Here is a 15,495-nt window from a genome sequence, read left to right on the forward strand (position 1 = left end):
ACTGGCCGGCGGCCCGACCGTACCGGGGACAAACCCGGTCGCCCTGCGTTGGCGCAGCATGGTGCGTCATCGGTGCGGTTAGAGTCGCACGACCATCCCGCTGCCCGCAACACCTGCCACCATGCCCCTCTCCGACGCCGCCCGCCCTGACTCCCAACCCCGCCGCATCGCCATCGTGGGCGCCGGCATCGCCGGCCTCGCGGCGGCGCGCACGCTGGCGCAAGCCGGCCTGGAGGTGGCGGTGTTCGAGCAGGCGTCCACGCCCGGCGGACGGCTGGCCGGCCTGGACAGCCGCACCGGCAGCTTCGACACCGGCGCCCAGTACTTCACCGTCCGTGACGCGCGCTTCCGCCGGGCCCTGGACGCCACCGCCGCGCCCTGCCGCCGCTGGAGCGCCAACGCCGTGCGCGTGCTCGATGCCCTGGGCCGGGTGGTCGAAGCCTCGCTGCCGGGCCTGGAGCCGCACTGGGTCGGCCTGCCCCGCATGGACGGCCTGGCCGCCCACTGGGCGGCGCCGCTGGGCCATGCCCTGCACCTGGGCACCACCGTCTCGTGCCTGGAGGCCGACACGCTGCAGCCCGGCCGCTGGCAGCTGCGCACACAGGGCGACGGCGACGACCACGCCGTGCATGCCGGCTTCGATGCCGTGCTGCTGACCGTGCCGGCCGGCGCGGCGCGCAGCCTGTTGCAGCCCGTGGCCCCTGCCCTGGCCGCGCCGCTGGCACCGGTGCGCATCGCGCCCTGCTGGTCGCTGCACATCGCCTTCGCGCAGGCCAGCCAGCCCGGCCTGCCCCACCTGGGACCGCAGTGGAACTGCGCCCGCTCCACCCACCACCGCGTGGCCTGGCTGGCGCGCGAATCGTCCAAGCCCGGCCGCGGCAGCATCGAACGCTGGACGGTCCAGGCCAGCGCCCCATGGTCGGCCGAGCACATCGGCGACGACGCGGCCCGCGTGCAGGCCAAGCTGCTTCGGGCCTTTGCCGAGATCACCGGCATCCGCGTGGAGCCCTCCTTCGCCCACGCCCGCTTGTGGACCGAAGCCAAGACCGAGACGCCGCTCGGCCGCAGCCATCTCTGGAACGCCGCCTCGGGCATCGGCATCGCGGGCGACTGGTGCCTGGGCCACCGGGTCGAGGACGCCTTCGTCTCGGGGCTGGAACTGGCGCTGGCCATCCTCTGAGGTCCGTGCCCGGCTACATCGGCCGCTTCGCGCCCTCGCCCACCGGCCCCCTGCATGCGGGCTCGCTCGTGGCGGCGCTGGCCAGCTGGCTGGATGCACGCGCAGCCGGCGGCCGCTGGCTGGTGCGCATCGAGGACGCCGACACCGAACGCTGCCTGCCCGGCATGGGCGAGCACATCCTGCAGCAGCTGGCCGCCTGCGGCCTGGTGCCGGACGAGGCGCCGGTCTGGCAGACGGCGCGCGTCGGTCGTTATCAGGCCGCATTGGAGCGGCTGATCGGTGCCGGCCTGGCCTATCCCTGCGGCTGCACGCGCCGCGAGATCGACGCGGTGCTGGCCGCGCAGGGCATCGGCCACGACCGCCATGGCGAGCGCGTCTATCCCGGCACCTGCCGCCATGGCCTGAACGGCAAGGCGGCGCGGGCCTGGCGCTTCGCCACCTGGCGCATGCCGGCGTCGACCGTCGACTGGACCGATCGACGTCTGGGCGCGCAGCAGCAGGATGTGCTGCGCGAGGTCGGGGACTTCGTGCTCAGGCGCGCCGACGGGCCCTGGGCCTACCAGCTCGCCGTGGTGGTGGACGATGCCGAGCAGGGCGTCACCGACGTGGTCCGCGGCGCGGATCTGACCGACAACACGCCACGCCAGATCCTGCTGCAGCGCGCCCTCGGCCTGCCCACGCCGCGCTACCTGCACACCCGGCTGGTGCTGGGCGCCAATGGCGAAAAGCTGTCCAAGCAGAACGGGGCTGCGGCCATCGACACCGGCACGTCCAGCGCGGCGCGGTCGGCCCTGGACGCCGCCGCGCAGGCCCTGGGGCTTCCCGCGGCACCATTGCGAGATGGTGTCCGACAGGCCCTGGAGGGCTGGGTCGCACCCTGGGCCGCTCTCTACAATCCCGCCCCGTGACCGCCGACGAAACGAACGACTCCCCCGCTGCTCCGCCCGAAGCCGGCGACACCGAACATCCCCACCGCCGCATCCGCAGCTTCGTGCGACGCGCCGGCCGCACCACCGATGCGCAGGCCCGCGCCTATGCGGACTTCGGCCCGCAGTACCTGATTCCCTACCGCCCCGCCCCGCTCGACTTCGCGCAGGCCTTCGGCCGCGAGGCACCCACCGTGCTGGAGATCGGCTTCGGCATGGGCGAAGCCACCGCGCACATCGCGCGCGTGCGGCCGGGCGACAACTTCCTCTGCTGCGAAGTGCATGAGCCGGGCGTGGGCGCGCTGCTCAAGCGCGCGGGCGAGCAAGGCCTGGCCAACATCCGCATCGTGGCGCACGATGCCGTGGAGGTGCTGCAGCACATGATCCCGCCGGGCAGCCTGGCCGGCGTGCATGTGTTCTTTCCCGACCCCTGGCACAAGAAGCGCCACCACAAGCGCCGGCTGATCCAGCCCGGCTTCGTGCACCAGCTGGCCGAGCACCTGGCCCCCGGCGGCTACCTGCATTGCGCCACCGACTGGCAGCCCTATGCCGAGCAGATGGTCGAGGTGCTGGCAGGCGAGCCCCTATTGGCCAATACAGCCGCACCCGATGCGGGTGGTTTCGCGTCCAAGCCGGAGTACCGGCCGCTGACCAAGTTCGAGAACCGGGGCATCAAGCTCGGCCACGGCGTGTGGGACGTCGTCTTCACCAGGCGCTGACCGCATTCGCCGCTCCTGTCGTCTGCCGGACAGACGGCGCCCGCTGCGCAGGCCTACAGTGCCGTCTCCCCCACGACAACGACGGAGACGACCATGGCCCACAGGGCGACTTTCGTGCGCATGCAGGACAGCACGCGCGAGGACTGGCAGGCCATCAGTGGCGAGTTCATGCACTTCGCCAGCGGGCTGCCCGAGCGCGTGATGGCGCACCTGAAGCTGCTCGAAGGCGACTACGGCGGCTTTCCGGTCGACCGCTATACCCACAGCCTGCAGACCGCCACCCGCGCCCTGCGTGACGGTCGGGACGAGGAATACGTGGTCTGCGCCCTGCTGCACGACATCGGCGATACGCTGGGCGCCTTCAACCATCCGGACATCGCCGCCGCCATCCTCCAGCCCTTCGTCAGCGAGGAGAACCACTGGATGGTCAAGCACCACGGCATCTTCCAGGGCCACTATTTCTTCCACCACATCGGGCTGGACCGCGACCTGCGCGAGCAGTTCCGCACGGATCCGCACTTCGACCGCACGGCCGAGTTCTGCGAGCTCTACGACAACCCGGCCTTCGACCCCAAGGGCGAGACGTTGCCCATCGCCGAGTTCGAGCCCATGCTGCGCCGCCTGATGGCCCAGTCGCGCCAGAGCATCTACAAGAAGGCCCTGGCCACGGAAGCGGCTTGAGTGGGCACGCTGCCGCCGCTGCCCATCCCCGCGACCATCCGAACCTGCCGCCCGCGCGGCGCCCAAGGAGACACCCATGAACGCCACCACCCAAGCCGAACTCAGCGAAGTCCGCCGCCTCGTCTCCGACGAGGAATGGCAGCTGCGCGTGGACCTCGCCGCCTGCTACCGCCTCGTGGCGCTGTACGGCTGGAGCGACCTGGTCTTCACCCACATCAGCGCCCGCATCCCGGGGCCGGACCATCACTTCCTCATCAACCCCTACGGGATGATGTTCGACGAGATCACGGCTTCCAGCCTGGTCAAGGTGGACATGGACTGCAACAAGCTGATCGACTCGCCGTACCCGGTCAACCCGGCCGGCTTCGTGATCCACAGCTGCATCCACGCCGCCCGCGACGACGTGCAGTGCGTGCTGCACACCCACAGCCGTGCCGGCGTGGCCGTGAGCGCCCAGAAATGCGGCGTGCTGCCCATCAGCCAGCAGAGCACCTTCGTGCTGGCTTCGCTGGCCTATCACGAGTACGAAGGCGTGGCCGTGCGTGACGACGAGAAGCCGCGCCTGCAGCAGGACCTGGGCCGCAACAACTACATGCTGCTGCGCAACCACGGTCTGCTCACCGTGGGCAAGACGGTGGCAGACGCCTTCCTGCACATGTACACGTTCGAGAACGCCTGCCGCATCCAGATCGACGCCCAGGCCGGCGGCGAACTGGTCCATGTCAACCCGCAGATCATGGACGGCATCAGCCAGGTGATGAAGAAGGTCACCACCGGCCAGGGCGCCAACATCGCCTGGCCGGCGCTGCTGCGCAAGCTGGACCGCGAGAGCCCAGGCTACAAGGACTGAGCCCGGCCTTGGGCCGGGGACTTTTGACCTTTGTTGACAATTGGCGGCATGCATCGCCGCCAAGCCCTGCTCCGTCTTGCCTCGCTCCCCATCGCCACCGGCCTCGCCGGCTGCGCCGAGCTCCAGAAACCCGCCGAAGCCCTAGCCGAATCCCTGGCCGCCGATGCCCGCATCGAGGCGCTGATCCTGCGCATGACCATCGAGGAAAAGGTCGGCCAGCTGAGCCTCTACGCCCCTGCCGCCGAGGAGATCCTGGGCAATCCGCAGACCGGCCAGGTGGGCCTGCGCCAGCAGCTCGATGACATCCGCGCCGGCCGCGTCATGGGCCTGTTCAATGGCGAGGGGCTGGCGGCCAAGCGCCGCGCGCAGGAGGTGGCGGTGCGCGAATCGCGCCTGGGCATTCCGCTGCTCTTCGGCGTGGACATCATCCATGGCTTTCGCACTGTGTTCCCCGTGCCGCTGGCCGAGGCCGCGAGCTGGGATCCGTCCCTGTCCGAGCGCACCGCCCGCGCCGCCGCCCGCGAGGGCACGGCCGACGGCTTCCGCTGGACCTTCGCACCCATGATCGACATCGCCCGCGATGCCCGCTGGGGCCGCGTCGTCGAGGGCTATGGCGAGGACGTGCTGCTCACCCGCCGCTTCGCAGCCGCCCGCGTGCGCGGCTTCCAGACGGCGGACCTGTCGCGCGCCGACGCCATGCTGGCCACGCCCAAGCATTTCGCCGGCTACGGCGCGGCCGAGGGCGGGCTGGACTATGCCGCCGTGGACCTCTCGGAGCGCACTCTGCGCGACGTCTACCTGCCGCCCTTCAAGGCCGCCATCGACGCCGGCGCGCTGTCGGTGATGGCCGCCTTCAACGAGATCGGCGGCGTGCCCTCCAACGCCAACCCCTGGCTGCTGACGCAGGTGCTGCGACGCGAATGGGGCTTCGAGGGCTTCGTGGTGTCGGACTACACGGCCGACGAGGAACTGATCGCCCATGGCTTTGCGGCCGACGAGCGCGAGGCCGCCCGCCGCGCCTTCCTGGCCGGCACGGATGTGAGCATGCAGAGCGGCCTGTACATGCGCCACCTGCCGGAGCTGGTGCGCAGCGGCGATGTCTCCATGGCACGGCTGGACCAGGCCGTGCGACGCGTGCTGCGCGTCAAACAGCGGCTGGGCCTGTTCGAGCAGCCCTTCCGCGGACTGCAGGAGGACGCGCCCGGCGCGCCGCCGCGCTTCGACGGCGCCGCCCACCGCCGGCTGGCCCGCGAGGCGGCGCAGCGTTCCATCGTGCTGCTGAAGAACAGCGGCGACCTGCTGCCGCTGCCCAAGTCGGGCAAGCGCATCGCGCTGATCGGGCCCTTTGCGGATGCGCAGTCGCTCTTCGGGCCGTGGCGGCCCTTTCCGGGCCAGCTGCCACCGGTGGGCATCGAGGACGCGATCCGCGCGCAACTGGCCGATCCGTCGCTGCTGAGCGTCGTGCGTGGCAGCGACGTGGAATCGCCGCTCGATGGCGGCATCGCGCAGGCCGTGGCGGCCGCGCGCCAGGCCGACGTGGTGGTCATGACGCTGGGCGAGAGCGACCAGATGTCGGGCGAATCGCGTTCGCGCACCGACATCGAGGTGCCGCAGGCCCAGCAGCAACTGGCCGAGGCCGTGGCGGCCACGGGCAAGCCGGTGGTCGTGCTGCTGCGCAACGGCCGCGCGCTGGCCCTGCGCGGCGCGGTGCGCAACGCGCAGGCGCTGCTGGTCACGTGGTTCCTGGGCACCGAGACGGGGCCGGCCATCGCCGACACCCTGTTCGGCGACGTGTCGCCTTCCGGCCGGCTGCCGGTGAGCTTTCCGCAGACGCCGGGGCAGGTGCCCTTCTACTACGCGCACAAGCGCACCGGCCGGCCCGATACGCAGGGCGGGCCCGGGCGCTTCCGCACCCGCTACCTGGATGCGACCAACGAGCCGCTCTACGCCTTCGGGCACGGGCTGGGCTACTCGGCCGTGCGCTACGGCGCACTGGAAGTCAGCCCCGGCCGCATGGCGCCCGACCAGCCGCTGCGTGTGATGGCCAGCGTCACCAACGCCGGCACCCGCGCCGTCGACGAGACGGCGCAGCTCTACATCGGCGCCCGCGCCGCCAGCTTCACGCGGCCCGTGCGCGAGCTCAAAGCCTTCCACCGCGTGCGCATCGAGGCCGGGCAGACCGTGCAGGTGCATTTCCTGCTCACCCGAGAGGACCTGCTCTTCACCGGCGCCGACATGCGGCCCACGGTGGACACCGGCGAGTTCGACCTGTGGGTGGGGCCCTCGGCCATCGCGGGGCTGCACGCCACCTTCATGCTCGTGCCCGGCTGAGTGGATGTCACGGCCTTCCTGCCCCGCATACGGTGGAAGGCCAAGACAGCGGCCACACATGCCCATGTCCCCCTGACAGGGCCCATCGGCCCTCTCCCACAGGGTGCACGACGGTCACCGCGCAAGGTTCTTCCATGCGTCGGCACATCGCCGACCCCAGAAGGAGCACACCATGGCCAGAAGCAGCATCCTGGGCAGCGTGGACAACACCCTGCCCCACGACGACGACACCACCCTGCTGGGCCCGAGCGACAACTCGGACAGCGGCAGCGACACGGTGGGCGAGGACGCCTTTCTCGCACGCCCCGAGGACAGCCCCGGCGGGCCCATGCTGGAGCCGCTTGGCGGCGCCACCGATGCGTCCGGCACCGGCGAGCGCGCGGACGTCGAGGGCACAGTGACGCCCGATGCCGACATCCTGCCCGACCGCATCGTTGGCCCCAACGACGGCATGACAGATGACGACGTGCGCGTCGCCGTAGGAGAGATGGTCGATGACGACGCGGAAGACGAAGGCGAAGACGACGATGTCTGAACGGCGCTCTGACCCGCGGCGCCCCGCCAGCGCATGAACGAAGGGCGGTCCGACTTGCGTCGGACCGCCCTTCTTGTGTGCCGTGCACGCGCCAGAAGCGCGAGCTACGCCAACGTGCTCAATCGGCCTGGATGCCCAGTTCCTTGACCACGCGCGTGAAGCGCTCCAGGTCGGCCGCCGTCGTCTTGGCCAGCACGTCCGGCGCGCCACCGACCGGGATGGTGCCCAGCGTCTTCATCTTGGCGGCCACGTCGGGCATCTTGATGATCTCGTTGATGTGGGTGTTGAGCGTCTTCACGATCTCGGGCGACAGGCCCTTGGGACCGTACAGGCCGTTCCAGGCCGTGACCTCGACGTTCTTGTAGCCCAGTTCGGCCAGCGTCGGCACGTCGGGCGCCAGCGGGCTGCGCTGGGCCTGGGCGACGGCGAACAGGCGCATCTTGCCGTCGGCGAGGTAGGGCGCGATGGGGCCGTAGGTGATCCACGTCAGGGGCACATGGCCGCCGGCGATGTCGGTCAGGGCTGGGGCGACGCCGCGGTACGGCACATGGCGGAAGTTGGCGCCGGTGCTCTTGTTGAACATCTCGCCCAGCACGTGCATGGGCGAGCCGCTGCCGGGGCTGGCATAGGCCAGCTCGCTCTTCTTGGACTGGTCCATCGCCTCCTTCAGCGACTTGGCCTTGGTGCCCGGGCCTGCGGCGATGAACAGCGGCTGCGCGCCCGTCTGGATGATGGGCGTGAAGCCGTTCAGCACGTCATAGCCGGCCTGTGGCGTGGTCTTGAGTACCAGCTGTGCCATGGCGAAGGTGTTGGGTGCCATCAGCAAGGTGTAGCCATCGGGCTGGGCCTTGCCCACGAACGCGCTGCCGATCACGCCGCTGGCGCCGGGCTTGTTGTCCACCAGCACCGGCTGGCCCAGGCGCGGGGCCAGCTTCTCGGCGAAGACGCGCGCCAGCGCGTCGGTGTCGCCGCCTGCCGGATAGGCGACGACGATGGTGATCGGCTTGGACGGCCAGTTGCCCTGCGCCAGTGCGGCGCTGGCGGCAGCGACCAGACCCAGGCCCAGCATCAGGGCGCGGAGTAGTTTCGTGGGAAAGGACATGATTGATTAATAGGTGAAACGACGATTCTTTTCTGAAATACGACAGCGAGATTAAGGGCTGTCGACGGCTTTGGTATGCGGGTTGTTCCTAGGTTAGATGGCTCTTCTGATTCACATATGAATCAACGATCTATTACAGGAACGTTTATGCAGGAAGCATGCCCAAGCAAAACGCCCCGGCGCAGCCTGCGTCGGGGCGTTTTTCGGAACGCTGGCGGACGGTGGTGCGTCCGGCCCGCCTCGCGCACCGTAGCGATGCGCGAGGCTCAATAGGTCTTGTAGGGCAGGAACTTGCCCGACAGCACCACGTTCACGCGGTCGCCCTTGGGATCGGGTTCGCGCACGATGTCCATCTTGAAGTCGATGGCGCTCATGATCCCGTCGCCAAATTCCTCGTGGATCAGTTCCTTGATGGTGGTGCCGTAGACGTTGACGATCTCGTACCAGCGGTAGATCAGCGGATCGGTGGGCACGGCCGTGGGCAGCGAGCCCTTGTAGGGCACGACCTGCAGCCACTTCTGCTCGTCGGCGCTGAGGCCGAAGATCTCGCCGATGGTGGCGGCCTGGGCGGCGTCCAGCGTCATCTGGCCCAGGCAGGCGGCCGTGACCCATTCCTTCGAGAGACCGACCTGTTCGGCCACGGAGGCCCAGGTGATGCCCTTGGACACCTTGGTGGCGATGATCTTCTCGGTGACGTCGTTGCGGTTCATGCGATGGCTCCTTGTGTGTGGGGAGGGGTTGGAAGAAGGAAACGAGGGTCGTCACACCGCATGGGCGCGGCTGACCAGGAAATCGACGATGTGGTTGCGCAGCTCGTAGTAGCCGGGCAGCCGGTGCAGGCCGGCCCGCGTGCGCTCGCGCGGCAGCGCCACCTGCACCGATTCGGCAATGCCGCCCGGCCGCCATTGGCCGCCCGGGAGTTCGACGCCGTTGCGCATCAGCAGGATGCGGTCGGCCAGCAGGATGGCCTCGTCCACGTCGTGGGTGATCATGAACACCGTCTGCTGCGTGCGCTGGACGATGGCCAGCAGCTCGTCCTGGATCGTGCCGCGCGTCAGCGCATCCAGGGCGCCGAAGGGCTCGTCCAGCAGCAGCATCTTGGGCTCGATGGCGAAGGCGCGGGCGATGCCCACGCGCTGCTTCATGCCGCCCGACAGCTGCGAGGGCTTCTTGTCCAGCGCGGCCGACAGGCCGACCAGAGCCACGTACTTCTCGACATGGGCCGCCACCTGCGCCCGGCTCCACTGCGGCCAGCGCGACTCGACGGCGAAGGCGATGTTGCGACGCACGGTCAGCCAGGGCATGAGCGCATGGTTCTGGAACACCACGCCGCGCTCCAGGCTGGGGCCGCGCAACTCTCGGCCGCCCATGAACACATGGCCCTGGTCGGCCTCGTCGAGTCCAGCCAGCACGTTGAGGATGGTGGTCTTGCCGCAGCCGGAGTGACCGATGATGCAGACGAACTCGCCCCGGGCCACGCCGAAGCCCACGTCGGCAAACACCGGGCGGCCGGGCTGGAACACGCGGCCCAGGCCCTGCACCTGCAGGAAGTCGCCCGGCGCTGCTGCGATCGCGCCGGTCGCCGGCACCGGGCCGGCCTGTGCGGAGGGCATGGACATGTCGGCGGCCTCACTCCACATAGGTCACCTTCTTCTGCAACGCCGCGAAGCCCAGGTCCAGCAGCATGCCGACCACGCCGATCAGCAGGATGGCGAAGATCACGTGGGTCAGCGACAGGTTGTTCCACTCGTTCCAGAGGAAGTAGCCGATGCCGGTGCCGCCGACCAGCATCTCGGCGGCCACGATCACCAGCCAGGCGATGCCCATGCTGATGCGCATGCCGGTGAAGATGGTGGGCGCCGCCGCCGGAAGGATCACCCGCAGCGCCCGGCGCATCGGCCGCACCTCCAGGGTGCTGGCCACGTTGAGCCACTCGCGCTTGACCGAGGCCACGCCGAAGGCGGTGTTGATCAGCATCGGCCACACCGAGCAGATGAAGATGACGAACACGCCCGACACCGACGAATCCTTGATGGTGTAGAGCGCCAGCGGCATCCAGGCCAGGGGCGAGATCGGCTTGAGCACCTGGATGAAGGGGTCGAAGGCCTTGCGCATCAGCGGCGACATGCCGATCAGAAAGCCCGCCGGCACCGCCACCACGCAGGCCAGAGCGAAGCCCAGGCCCACGCGCAGCAGCGACCAGCCGAGCTGGATGGCGATGCCCTTGTCGTTGGGACCGTTGTCGTAGAAGGGATCGGACAGCTGCTCCATGACCGTGCGGCCCAGCTGGGCCGGAGTCGGAAAGCCACTGCTCTTCTGCGCTTCGCCCGCTGGGTCCTTGCCCATGAGCTTGAGGTAGTCGATCTGCTCCTGCGTCAGGCCGGCCGTGCTGGCGGCGGCGGCCACCGGCGCGGTGGCCAGGTGCCAGCCGCCCAGCAACAGCACGAGCAGCAGCAGTGACACGATGGCCGCCCGCAGGGTGAGCGACGGCGAAGACCGGTTGCTGGACATGCGTGCCTCCGGCTCAGGCCATCTTCGCGATGGCGAAGCTCTTGACGTACGCCTCGGGCTTGGCAGGGTCGAACTCCTTGCCCATCACCTTGAAGCGCGGATACGCGCCCTCCGGCGCCTTCCAGCCGGCGGCGGCCATCTGCTTCTTGGCGTCCGTCAGCAAAAAGACCTTCTCGGCGATCTGGCGGTAGTCGATGTCGCCCTTGACGTAGCCCCAGCGCTTCATCTGCGTGAGCATCCAGACGGCCATGCTCTGCCAGGGCACGGGATCGAAGTTGGCGCGGTCGGGCACGTTCTTCACGGCGCCCAGGCCGTCGGCGTACTTGCCGGTGAGCACCTGCGCGATCACCGTCTCGGGCTGGTTGAGGTACTGCGTGGGCGCGATCACCTTGGCGATCAGCTCGCGGTCCTTGGGCTGGCTGGCCATGAACGAGGCGTTGATCACCGCGCGGTACAGCGCTGCGAAGGTGGCCGGGTTCTGCTGGATGAAGGCCTCGCTCACGCCGAAGGCGCAGCACGGGTGGCCGTCCCATATCTCCTTCGACAGGATGTGGATGAAGCCGACCTCGTCGTACACCGCCCGCTGGTTGAACGGGTCCGGCCCCAGGAAGCCGTCGATGTTGCCGGCGCGCAGGTTGGCCACCATCTCGGGCGGCGGCGTGACGCGGATCTGCACGTCGGTGTCGGGGTTCACGCCATGCTCCGCCAGGTAGTAGCGCAGCAGGAAGTTGTGCATGCTGTATTCGAAGGGCACCGCGAACTTCATGCCCTTCCACTGCTTCGGGTCGCGCTTGTCCTTGTGCTTGACGTGCAGCGTGATGGCCTGGCCGTTGGTGTTCTGGATGGTGGCCACCTTCATCGGCACCTGCGTCGAGCCCAGGCCCATGCTGATGGCCAGCGGCATGGGCGACAGGAAGTGGCTGGCGTCGTGCTCGCGGCTGAGCATCTTGTCGCGGATGAGGGCCCAGCCCGCCGTCTTGTTGAGCTGGACGTTGAGGCCTTCCTTTTTATAGAAGCCCAGAGGGTCGGCCATGATCAGCGGCGTCGCGCAGGTGATGGCGATGAAGCCGATCTTCAGGTCCTTCTTCTCGGGCGTGCGCTGCTCCTGCGCCATCGCCTGCAGCGAGGCGACGGGCAGCAGCGAGGCGATGGCGGCACGGGCGGTGCCGGCACCCACCGCCTGCAGAAAGCGCCTGCGCAGCGGCTCGTGCGGAAAGAGCGCCTTCACCAGGCTCGCCTCCACGAAGTCGCGCGAGGCCTCCTCCACCGAAGCGGCTGCGGCGCCGTGGTCGCCAGGGGCATGGTCCTGGCCGCAGGCGCACCGCAGCATCAGCGGGCGTTCGGCGTCATAGGGGTCGGGACGGCGGTCGATGGCAGGCAGACGGGACATGCTTCACCTCGTTGATGGAATGTCCTCGCCTTGCAACGCGTGGGCCGGAATGGGCCAACACCGATGCGCCCTCGACAAATCGCGCCCGCACCGTCGAGCCCCTGTAGGGCTGCCACTACACGGGCGGCCGGAATCAGGGCCGGGTGCCGCCCTGGGCCAGCCTTTCGGCGTAGAGCGCGAGCTCGACGTCATTCTTGGTGCCGGTCTTTTCGAGGACGCGCGCCCGGTAGGTGCTGACCGTGTTGGGCGCCAAGCCCAGGCGCGCACCAATCTCGCTCACGCTGTGCCCCGTCGTGAGCAGGCGGAAGACCTGGTGCTCGCGGTGCGACAGCGCTTCGGTGGCGGCGCCGCCGCGGCCCACGGCGGCCGCCAGCGCCTCGGCAGTGGCAGCCGTCACGTGGATGCCACCGGCCGCCGCCTTGCGCACGGCCGCCACCATCTCGTCCGCATCGGCGCTCTTGTTGAGGTAGCCGGCCGCGCCCAGGCGGATGCAGCGCACGGCGTACTGCCGCTCCGGGTAGGTGGAGATCATCACCACCGGCAGCGTGGGCCAGTCGGCGCGCAGGGCCTGCAGCACGTCCAGCCCGTCGCGGCCGGGCAGCGCGATGTCCAGCAGCACCAGGTCGATGCCGGCCCGGCCGCCCAGGGCGGCCACCTGCGCCAGCACCTCGGGCCCGGTCACGGCCTCGGCGGCGACCACGATCTCGGGCGCGCCGTTGGCAGGGTCGCCCAGCACTTGGCGCAGCCCCTCGCGCACGATGCGGTGGTCGTCGCCGATCAGCACGCGCACGGCGGCGGGGCGGGAAGCGGTCGTCGGGGTGTTTGGCGTCATGGCGCCGGCATGCGAAGGTGCAGCGTGGTGCCCTGCCCCACCGTGCTGTGCACGTCCACCGTGCCGCCGAAATGCAGGGCGCGCTCCCGCATGCCGCGGATGCCGTAGGAGCCCGGCGCCTGGAAGGCCTGCACGGGCGCGCCCGCGCCGTCGTCGCTCACCATCAGGTGCAGGCTGCCACCGACGATGCGGATGTCGATGTCGACCCGGCTGGCGCGGGCATGGCGCACGACATTGCTCAGCATCTCCTGGAAGATGCGGAACACGGCCATCGCCGTGGGCTCGGGCAGCTCCGGCGCATCGTCGACGGCCATGCGCCAGCCCAGGGCCAGCTCGGTCGACTGCACGAACTCGTTGGCCTGCCACTCGAGCGCCGCCCACAGGCCCTGGTGGTCGAGGATGCTGGGGCGCAGGTCGGTGATGATGCGGCCCACGTTGTCCACGGCCCGCTCGATGAGCTGGCTCATGTTGTCGCACTTGGCGCGCAGCTGCAGGCGCATGGCCTCGGCCTCGGCGGGCTCGCGCGCCTTCTGCTCGCCCAGGCGGCGGTTGACCCAGTCGACGTCCATCTTCATGGCCACCAGCAGGCTGCCGAGTTCATCGTGCACCTCGCGCGCGATGCGTGTGCGCTCTTCCTCGCGCACCGAGTCCATCCAGGCCGACAGCGCACGCACCTGGCTGAGCGCGGCGCTCAGCTCGGCCGTGCGCTCCGCCACGCGGCGCTCCAGTTCGTCGCGCGATTCACGCATGGCCTGCGCGGCACGCTTTCGCTCGGTGATGTCGACGAAGGTGATGACGGCGCCGCGCACCGTGTCGCCGTCCACGATGGGATAGCTGGAGTATTCGACCGCGAAGCAGCTGCCGTCGCGGCGCCAGAACACCTCGCTGTCGATGCGGCACGGCAGGCCGCGGCGGAAGGCGTTGAAGATCGGGCAATCGGTGTCGGCATAGACCGAGCCGTCGGGATGCGAATGGTGCGTGAGCTCGTGCATGTTGCGGCCCAGCACCTCGGCGGCGTCATGGCCCAGCAGCTCGGCCCCGGCCCGGTTGATGAACATGCAGTGCCCGTCCAGGTCGATGCCGAAGATGCCTTCGCCGGTGGACTCCAGCAGCAGGCCCAGGCGCCGGTGCCAGGGCACGCCATCGCCCAGGTCCATCGGGGAAAGCGCGCCCGCGAAGGCGCCAGGGTCGTGCACAGCCATGCACCATCCGCATGCAACCGCCGTGCCTGCAAGGTGCACGGCGTGCCGCTCAGAGGCCGAGCTCTTCCAGCCCCGGATGGTCGTCGGGCCGGCGCCCCAGCGGCCAGTGGAAGCGGCGGTCGCTTTCGGCGATGGGCAGGTCGTTGATGCTGGCGAATCGCCGCTGCATCAGGCCCTGTTCGTTGAACTCCCAGTTCTCGTTGCCGTAGCTGCGGAACCAGTGGCCCGAGTCGTCGCGCCATTCGTAGGCGAAGCGCACGGCGATGCGGTTGCCGCCGAAGGCCCAGAGGCCCTTGATCAGCCGGTAGTCCAGCTCTCGCGCCCACTTGCGCTGCAGGAAGGCGCGCGCGGCCTCGCGGCCGACCGGGAACTCGGTGCGGTTGCGCCAGACGGTGTCCTCGGTGTAGACCTGGGCCACCCGGTCGGGATCGCGGGAGTTCCAGGCGTCCTCGGCGCCGCGCACCTTCTGGGTGGCGGATTCGAGCGTAAAGGGCGGCAGGGGTGGGCGGGTGTCGGTCATCAGAGTCAGGCTCCTGGGGTGGCAAGGGTGGAAAGCGGCCGATGTAGACAGACCTGTCTATATCGGCGGCCGCACGATACTGCATGTAGACAGACCTGTCTACAATGGCGGCATGCCCTCCCCTGCCCCCCAGGATTCCGAGCTGCCTGCGCGCGACCGCATCCTCTCGACCGCCCACGACCTGTTCTACCGCGACGGCATCCGCGCCACCGGGGTAGACCGGCTGATTGCCGAGTCGGGCGTGGCCAAGCTCACCTTCTACCGGCACTTTCCGAGCAAGGATGCGCTGGTGCGCGCCTTCCTGGACCTCCGGCATGCGCGCTGGATGGCCTGGTTCATCGACGCGCTGGGCCGCCATGGCGCCGGCGAGGCCGCGCACGGCAGCGCACACCTCCTGCTGCTCGCCGACGTCCTGGACGAATGGTGCGCGCAGCCGGACTTCCGCGGCTGCGCCTTCATCAACACCGTGGTCGAGCTGGCGCCCGCCATGCCCGATGCCGCCGCGGTGGTGCAGGCGCACAAGGCGGAGATGACGCAGGTGATCGCGCAACTGCTGCCGGAAGGGCCGCTGCAGGGCCTGCTGGCCGATGCCGCGGCCCTGGCCTTCGACGGCGCCATCGTGCGGGCACAGATGGCCACCGGCGAGGGCGGACGGAAGGCGGCCGTCGCGACGCTGCGCGCCGTGCTGTCCGCACTGGTCGCGCGGCGCTGAGCGC

The 15,495-nt window shown here is 69.7% G+C and carries 16 protein-coding genes; 8 read left to right on the forward strand and 8 right to left on the reverse strand.

What is annotated here, in order from left to right:
- The first annotated feature begins 121 nt into the window (after nucleotides 1–121).
- From ABIC63_RS02975 to ABIC63_RS03005, 7 genes are all read left to right on the forward strand, one after another.
- A complete protein-coding gene (locus ABIC63_RS02975) occupies nucleotides 122–1,180 on the forward strand; it encodes an NAD(P)/FAD-dependent oxidoreductase (RefSeq protein WP_354318639.1) in 1,059 nt (352 codons plus the stop codon).
- Nucleotides 1,177–2,088, forward strand: coding sequence for a tRNA glutamyl-Q(34) synthetase GluQRS (gene gluQRS, locus ABIC63_RS02980; protein WP_354318830.1), 912 nt, complete (start codon nucleotides 1,177–1,179; stop codon nucleotides 2,086–2,088). The genes ABIC63_RS02975 and gluQRS overlap by 4 nt, the downstream gene beginning before the upstream one ends.
- Nucleotides 2,085–2,825 carry a tRNA (guanosine(46)-N7)-methyltransferase TrmB gene (gene trmB / locus ABIC63_RS02985; RefSeq protein WP_354318640.1) on the forward strand — a complete coding sequence of 247 codons (741 nt, stop codon included), beginning with the start codon at nucleotides 2,085–2,087 and terminating at the stop codon, nucleotides 2,823–2,825. The genes gluQRS and trmB overlap by 4 nt, the downstream gene beginning before the upstream one ends.
- A 93-nt stretch (nucleotides 2,826–2,918) precedes the next feature.
- Nucleotides 2,919–3,506, forward strand: a complete 588-nt coding sequence (locus ABIC63_RS02990; RefSeq protein WP_354318641.1) for an HD domain-containing protein — start codon at nucleotides 2,919–2,921, stop codon at nucleotides 3,504–3,506.
- A gap of 76 nt (nucleotides 3,507–3,582) precedes the next feature.
- Entirely contained in the window at nucleotides 3,583–4,356 is a 774-nt protein-coding gene (locus ABIC63_RS02995) for a class II aldolase/adducin family protein (RefSeq protein ID WP_354318642.1), read from the forward strand.
- Nucleotides 4,357–4,404: 48 nt separating this feature from the next.
- Complete coding sequence (gene bglX, locus ABIC63_RS03000) at nucleotides 4,405–6,687, forward strand: beta-glucosidase BglX (RefSeq protein WP_354318643.1); 2,283 nt, start codon at nucleotides 4,405–4,407, stop codon at nucleotides 6,685–6,687.
- Nucleotides 6,688–6,859: 172 nt separating this feature from the next.
- Nucleotides 6,860–7,222: a hypothetical protein gene (locus ABIC63_RS03005; protein WP_354318644.1), complete on the forward strand. Its 363-nt coding sequence runs from the start codon at nucleotides 6,860–6,862 to the stop codon at nucleotides 7,220–7,222.
- 118 nt (nucleotides 7,223–7,340) lie between these two features.
- Here ABIC63_RS03005 and ABIC63_RS03010 read toward each other — a convergent pair whose 3' ends face one another.
- From ABIC63_RS03010 to ABIC63_RS03045, 8 genes are all read right to left on the reverse strand, one after another.
- Nucleotides 7,341–8,291, reverse strand: a complete 951-nt coding sequence (locus ABIC63_RS03010) for a Bug family tripartite tricarboxylate transporter substrate binding protein (RefSeq protein ID WP_354318831.1) — start codon at nucleotides 8,289–8,291, stop codon at nucleotides 7,341–7,343.
- Between the two features lie 299 nt (nucleotides 8,292–8,590).
- Nucleotides 8,591–9,034, reverse strand: coding sequence for a cyanase (cynS, locus tag ABIC63_RS03015; RefSeq protein WP_234192256.1), 444 nt, complete (start codon nucleotides 9,032–9,034; stop codon nucleotides 8,591–8,593).
- Nucleotides 9,035–9,085: 51 nt separating this feature from the next.
- Complete coding sequence (locus ABIC63_RS03020; protein WP_502935837.1) at nucleotides 9,086–9,964, reverse strand: ABC transporter ATP-binding protein; 879 nt, start codon at nucleotides 9,962–9,964, stop codon at nucleotides 9,086–9,088.
- Entirely contained in the window at nucleotides 9,954–10,835 is an 882-nt protein-coding gene (gene ntrB / locus ABIC63_RS03025) for a nitrate ABC transporter permease (protein ID WP_354318645.1), read from the reverse strand. The genes ABIC63_RS03020 and ntrB overlap by 11 nt, the downstream gene beginning before the upstream one ends.
- 13 nt (nucleotides 10,836–10,848) lie before the next feature.
- Entirely contained in the window at nucleotides 10,849–12,225 is a 1,377-nt protein-coding gene (locus tag ABIC63_RS03030) for a CmpA/NrtA family ABC transporter substrate-binding protein (protein ID WP_294369431.1), read from the reverse strand.
- Nucleotides 12,226–12,358: 133 nt separating this feature from the next.
- Nucleotides 12,359–13,057 carry a response regulator transcription factor gene (locus ABIC63_RS03035; protein WP_294369434.1) on the reverse strand — a complete coding sequence of 233 codons (699 nt, stop codon included), beginning with the start codon at nucleotides 13,055–13,057 and terminating at the stop codon, nucleotides 12,359–12,361.
- Nucleotides 13,054–14,259: a sensor histidine kinase gene (locus ABIC63_RS03040; RefSeq protein WP_502935838.1), complete on the reverse strand. Its 1,206-nt coding sequence runs from the start codon at nucleotides 14,257–14,259 to the stop codon at nucleotides 13,054–13,056. The genes ABIC63_RS03035 and ABIC63_RS03040 overlap by 4 nt, the downstream gene beginning before the upstream one ends.
- Before the next feature lie 49 nt (nucleotides 14,260–14,308).
- A complete protein-coding gene (locus ABIC63_RS03045; protein WP_294369435.1) occupies nucleotides 14,309–14,779 on the reverse strand; it encodes a nuclear transport factor 2 family protein in 471 nt (156 codons plus the stop codon).
- A gap of 112 nt (nucleotides 14,780–14,891) precedes the next feature.
- Between ABIC63_RS03045 and ABIC63_RS03050 the strand changes: the two genes are divergently transcribed.
- A complete protein-coding gene (locus tag ABIC63_RS03050) occupies nucleotides 14,892–15,491 on the forward strand; it encodes a TetR/AcrR family transcriptional regulator (protein WP_354318646.1) in 600 nt (199 codons plus the stop codon).
- The last annotated feature ends 4 nt before the right edge of the window (nucleotides 15,492–15,495 follow it).

Source organism: Pseudacidovorax sp. 1753 (assembly GCF_040544975.1).
GTDB lineage: Bacteria > Pseudomonadota > Gammaproteobacteria > Burkholderiales > Burkholderiaceae_C > Xenophilus.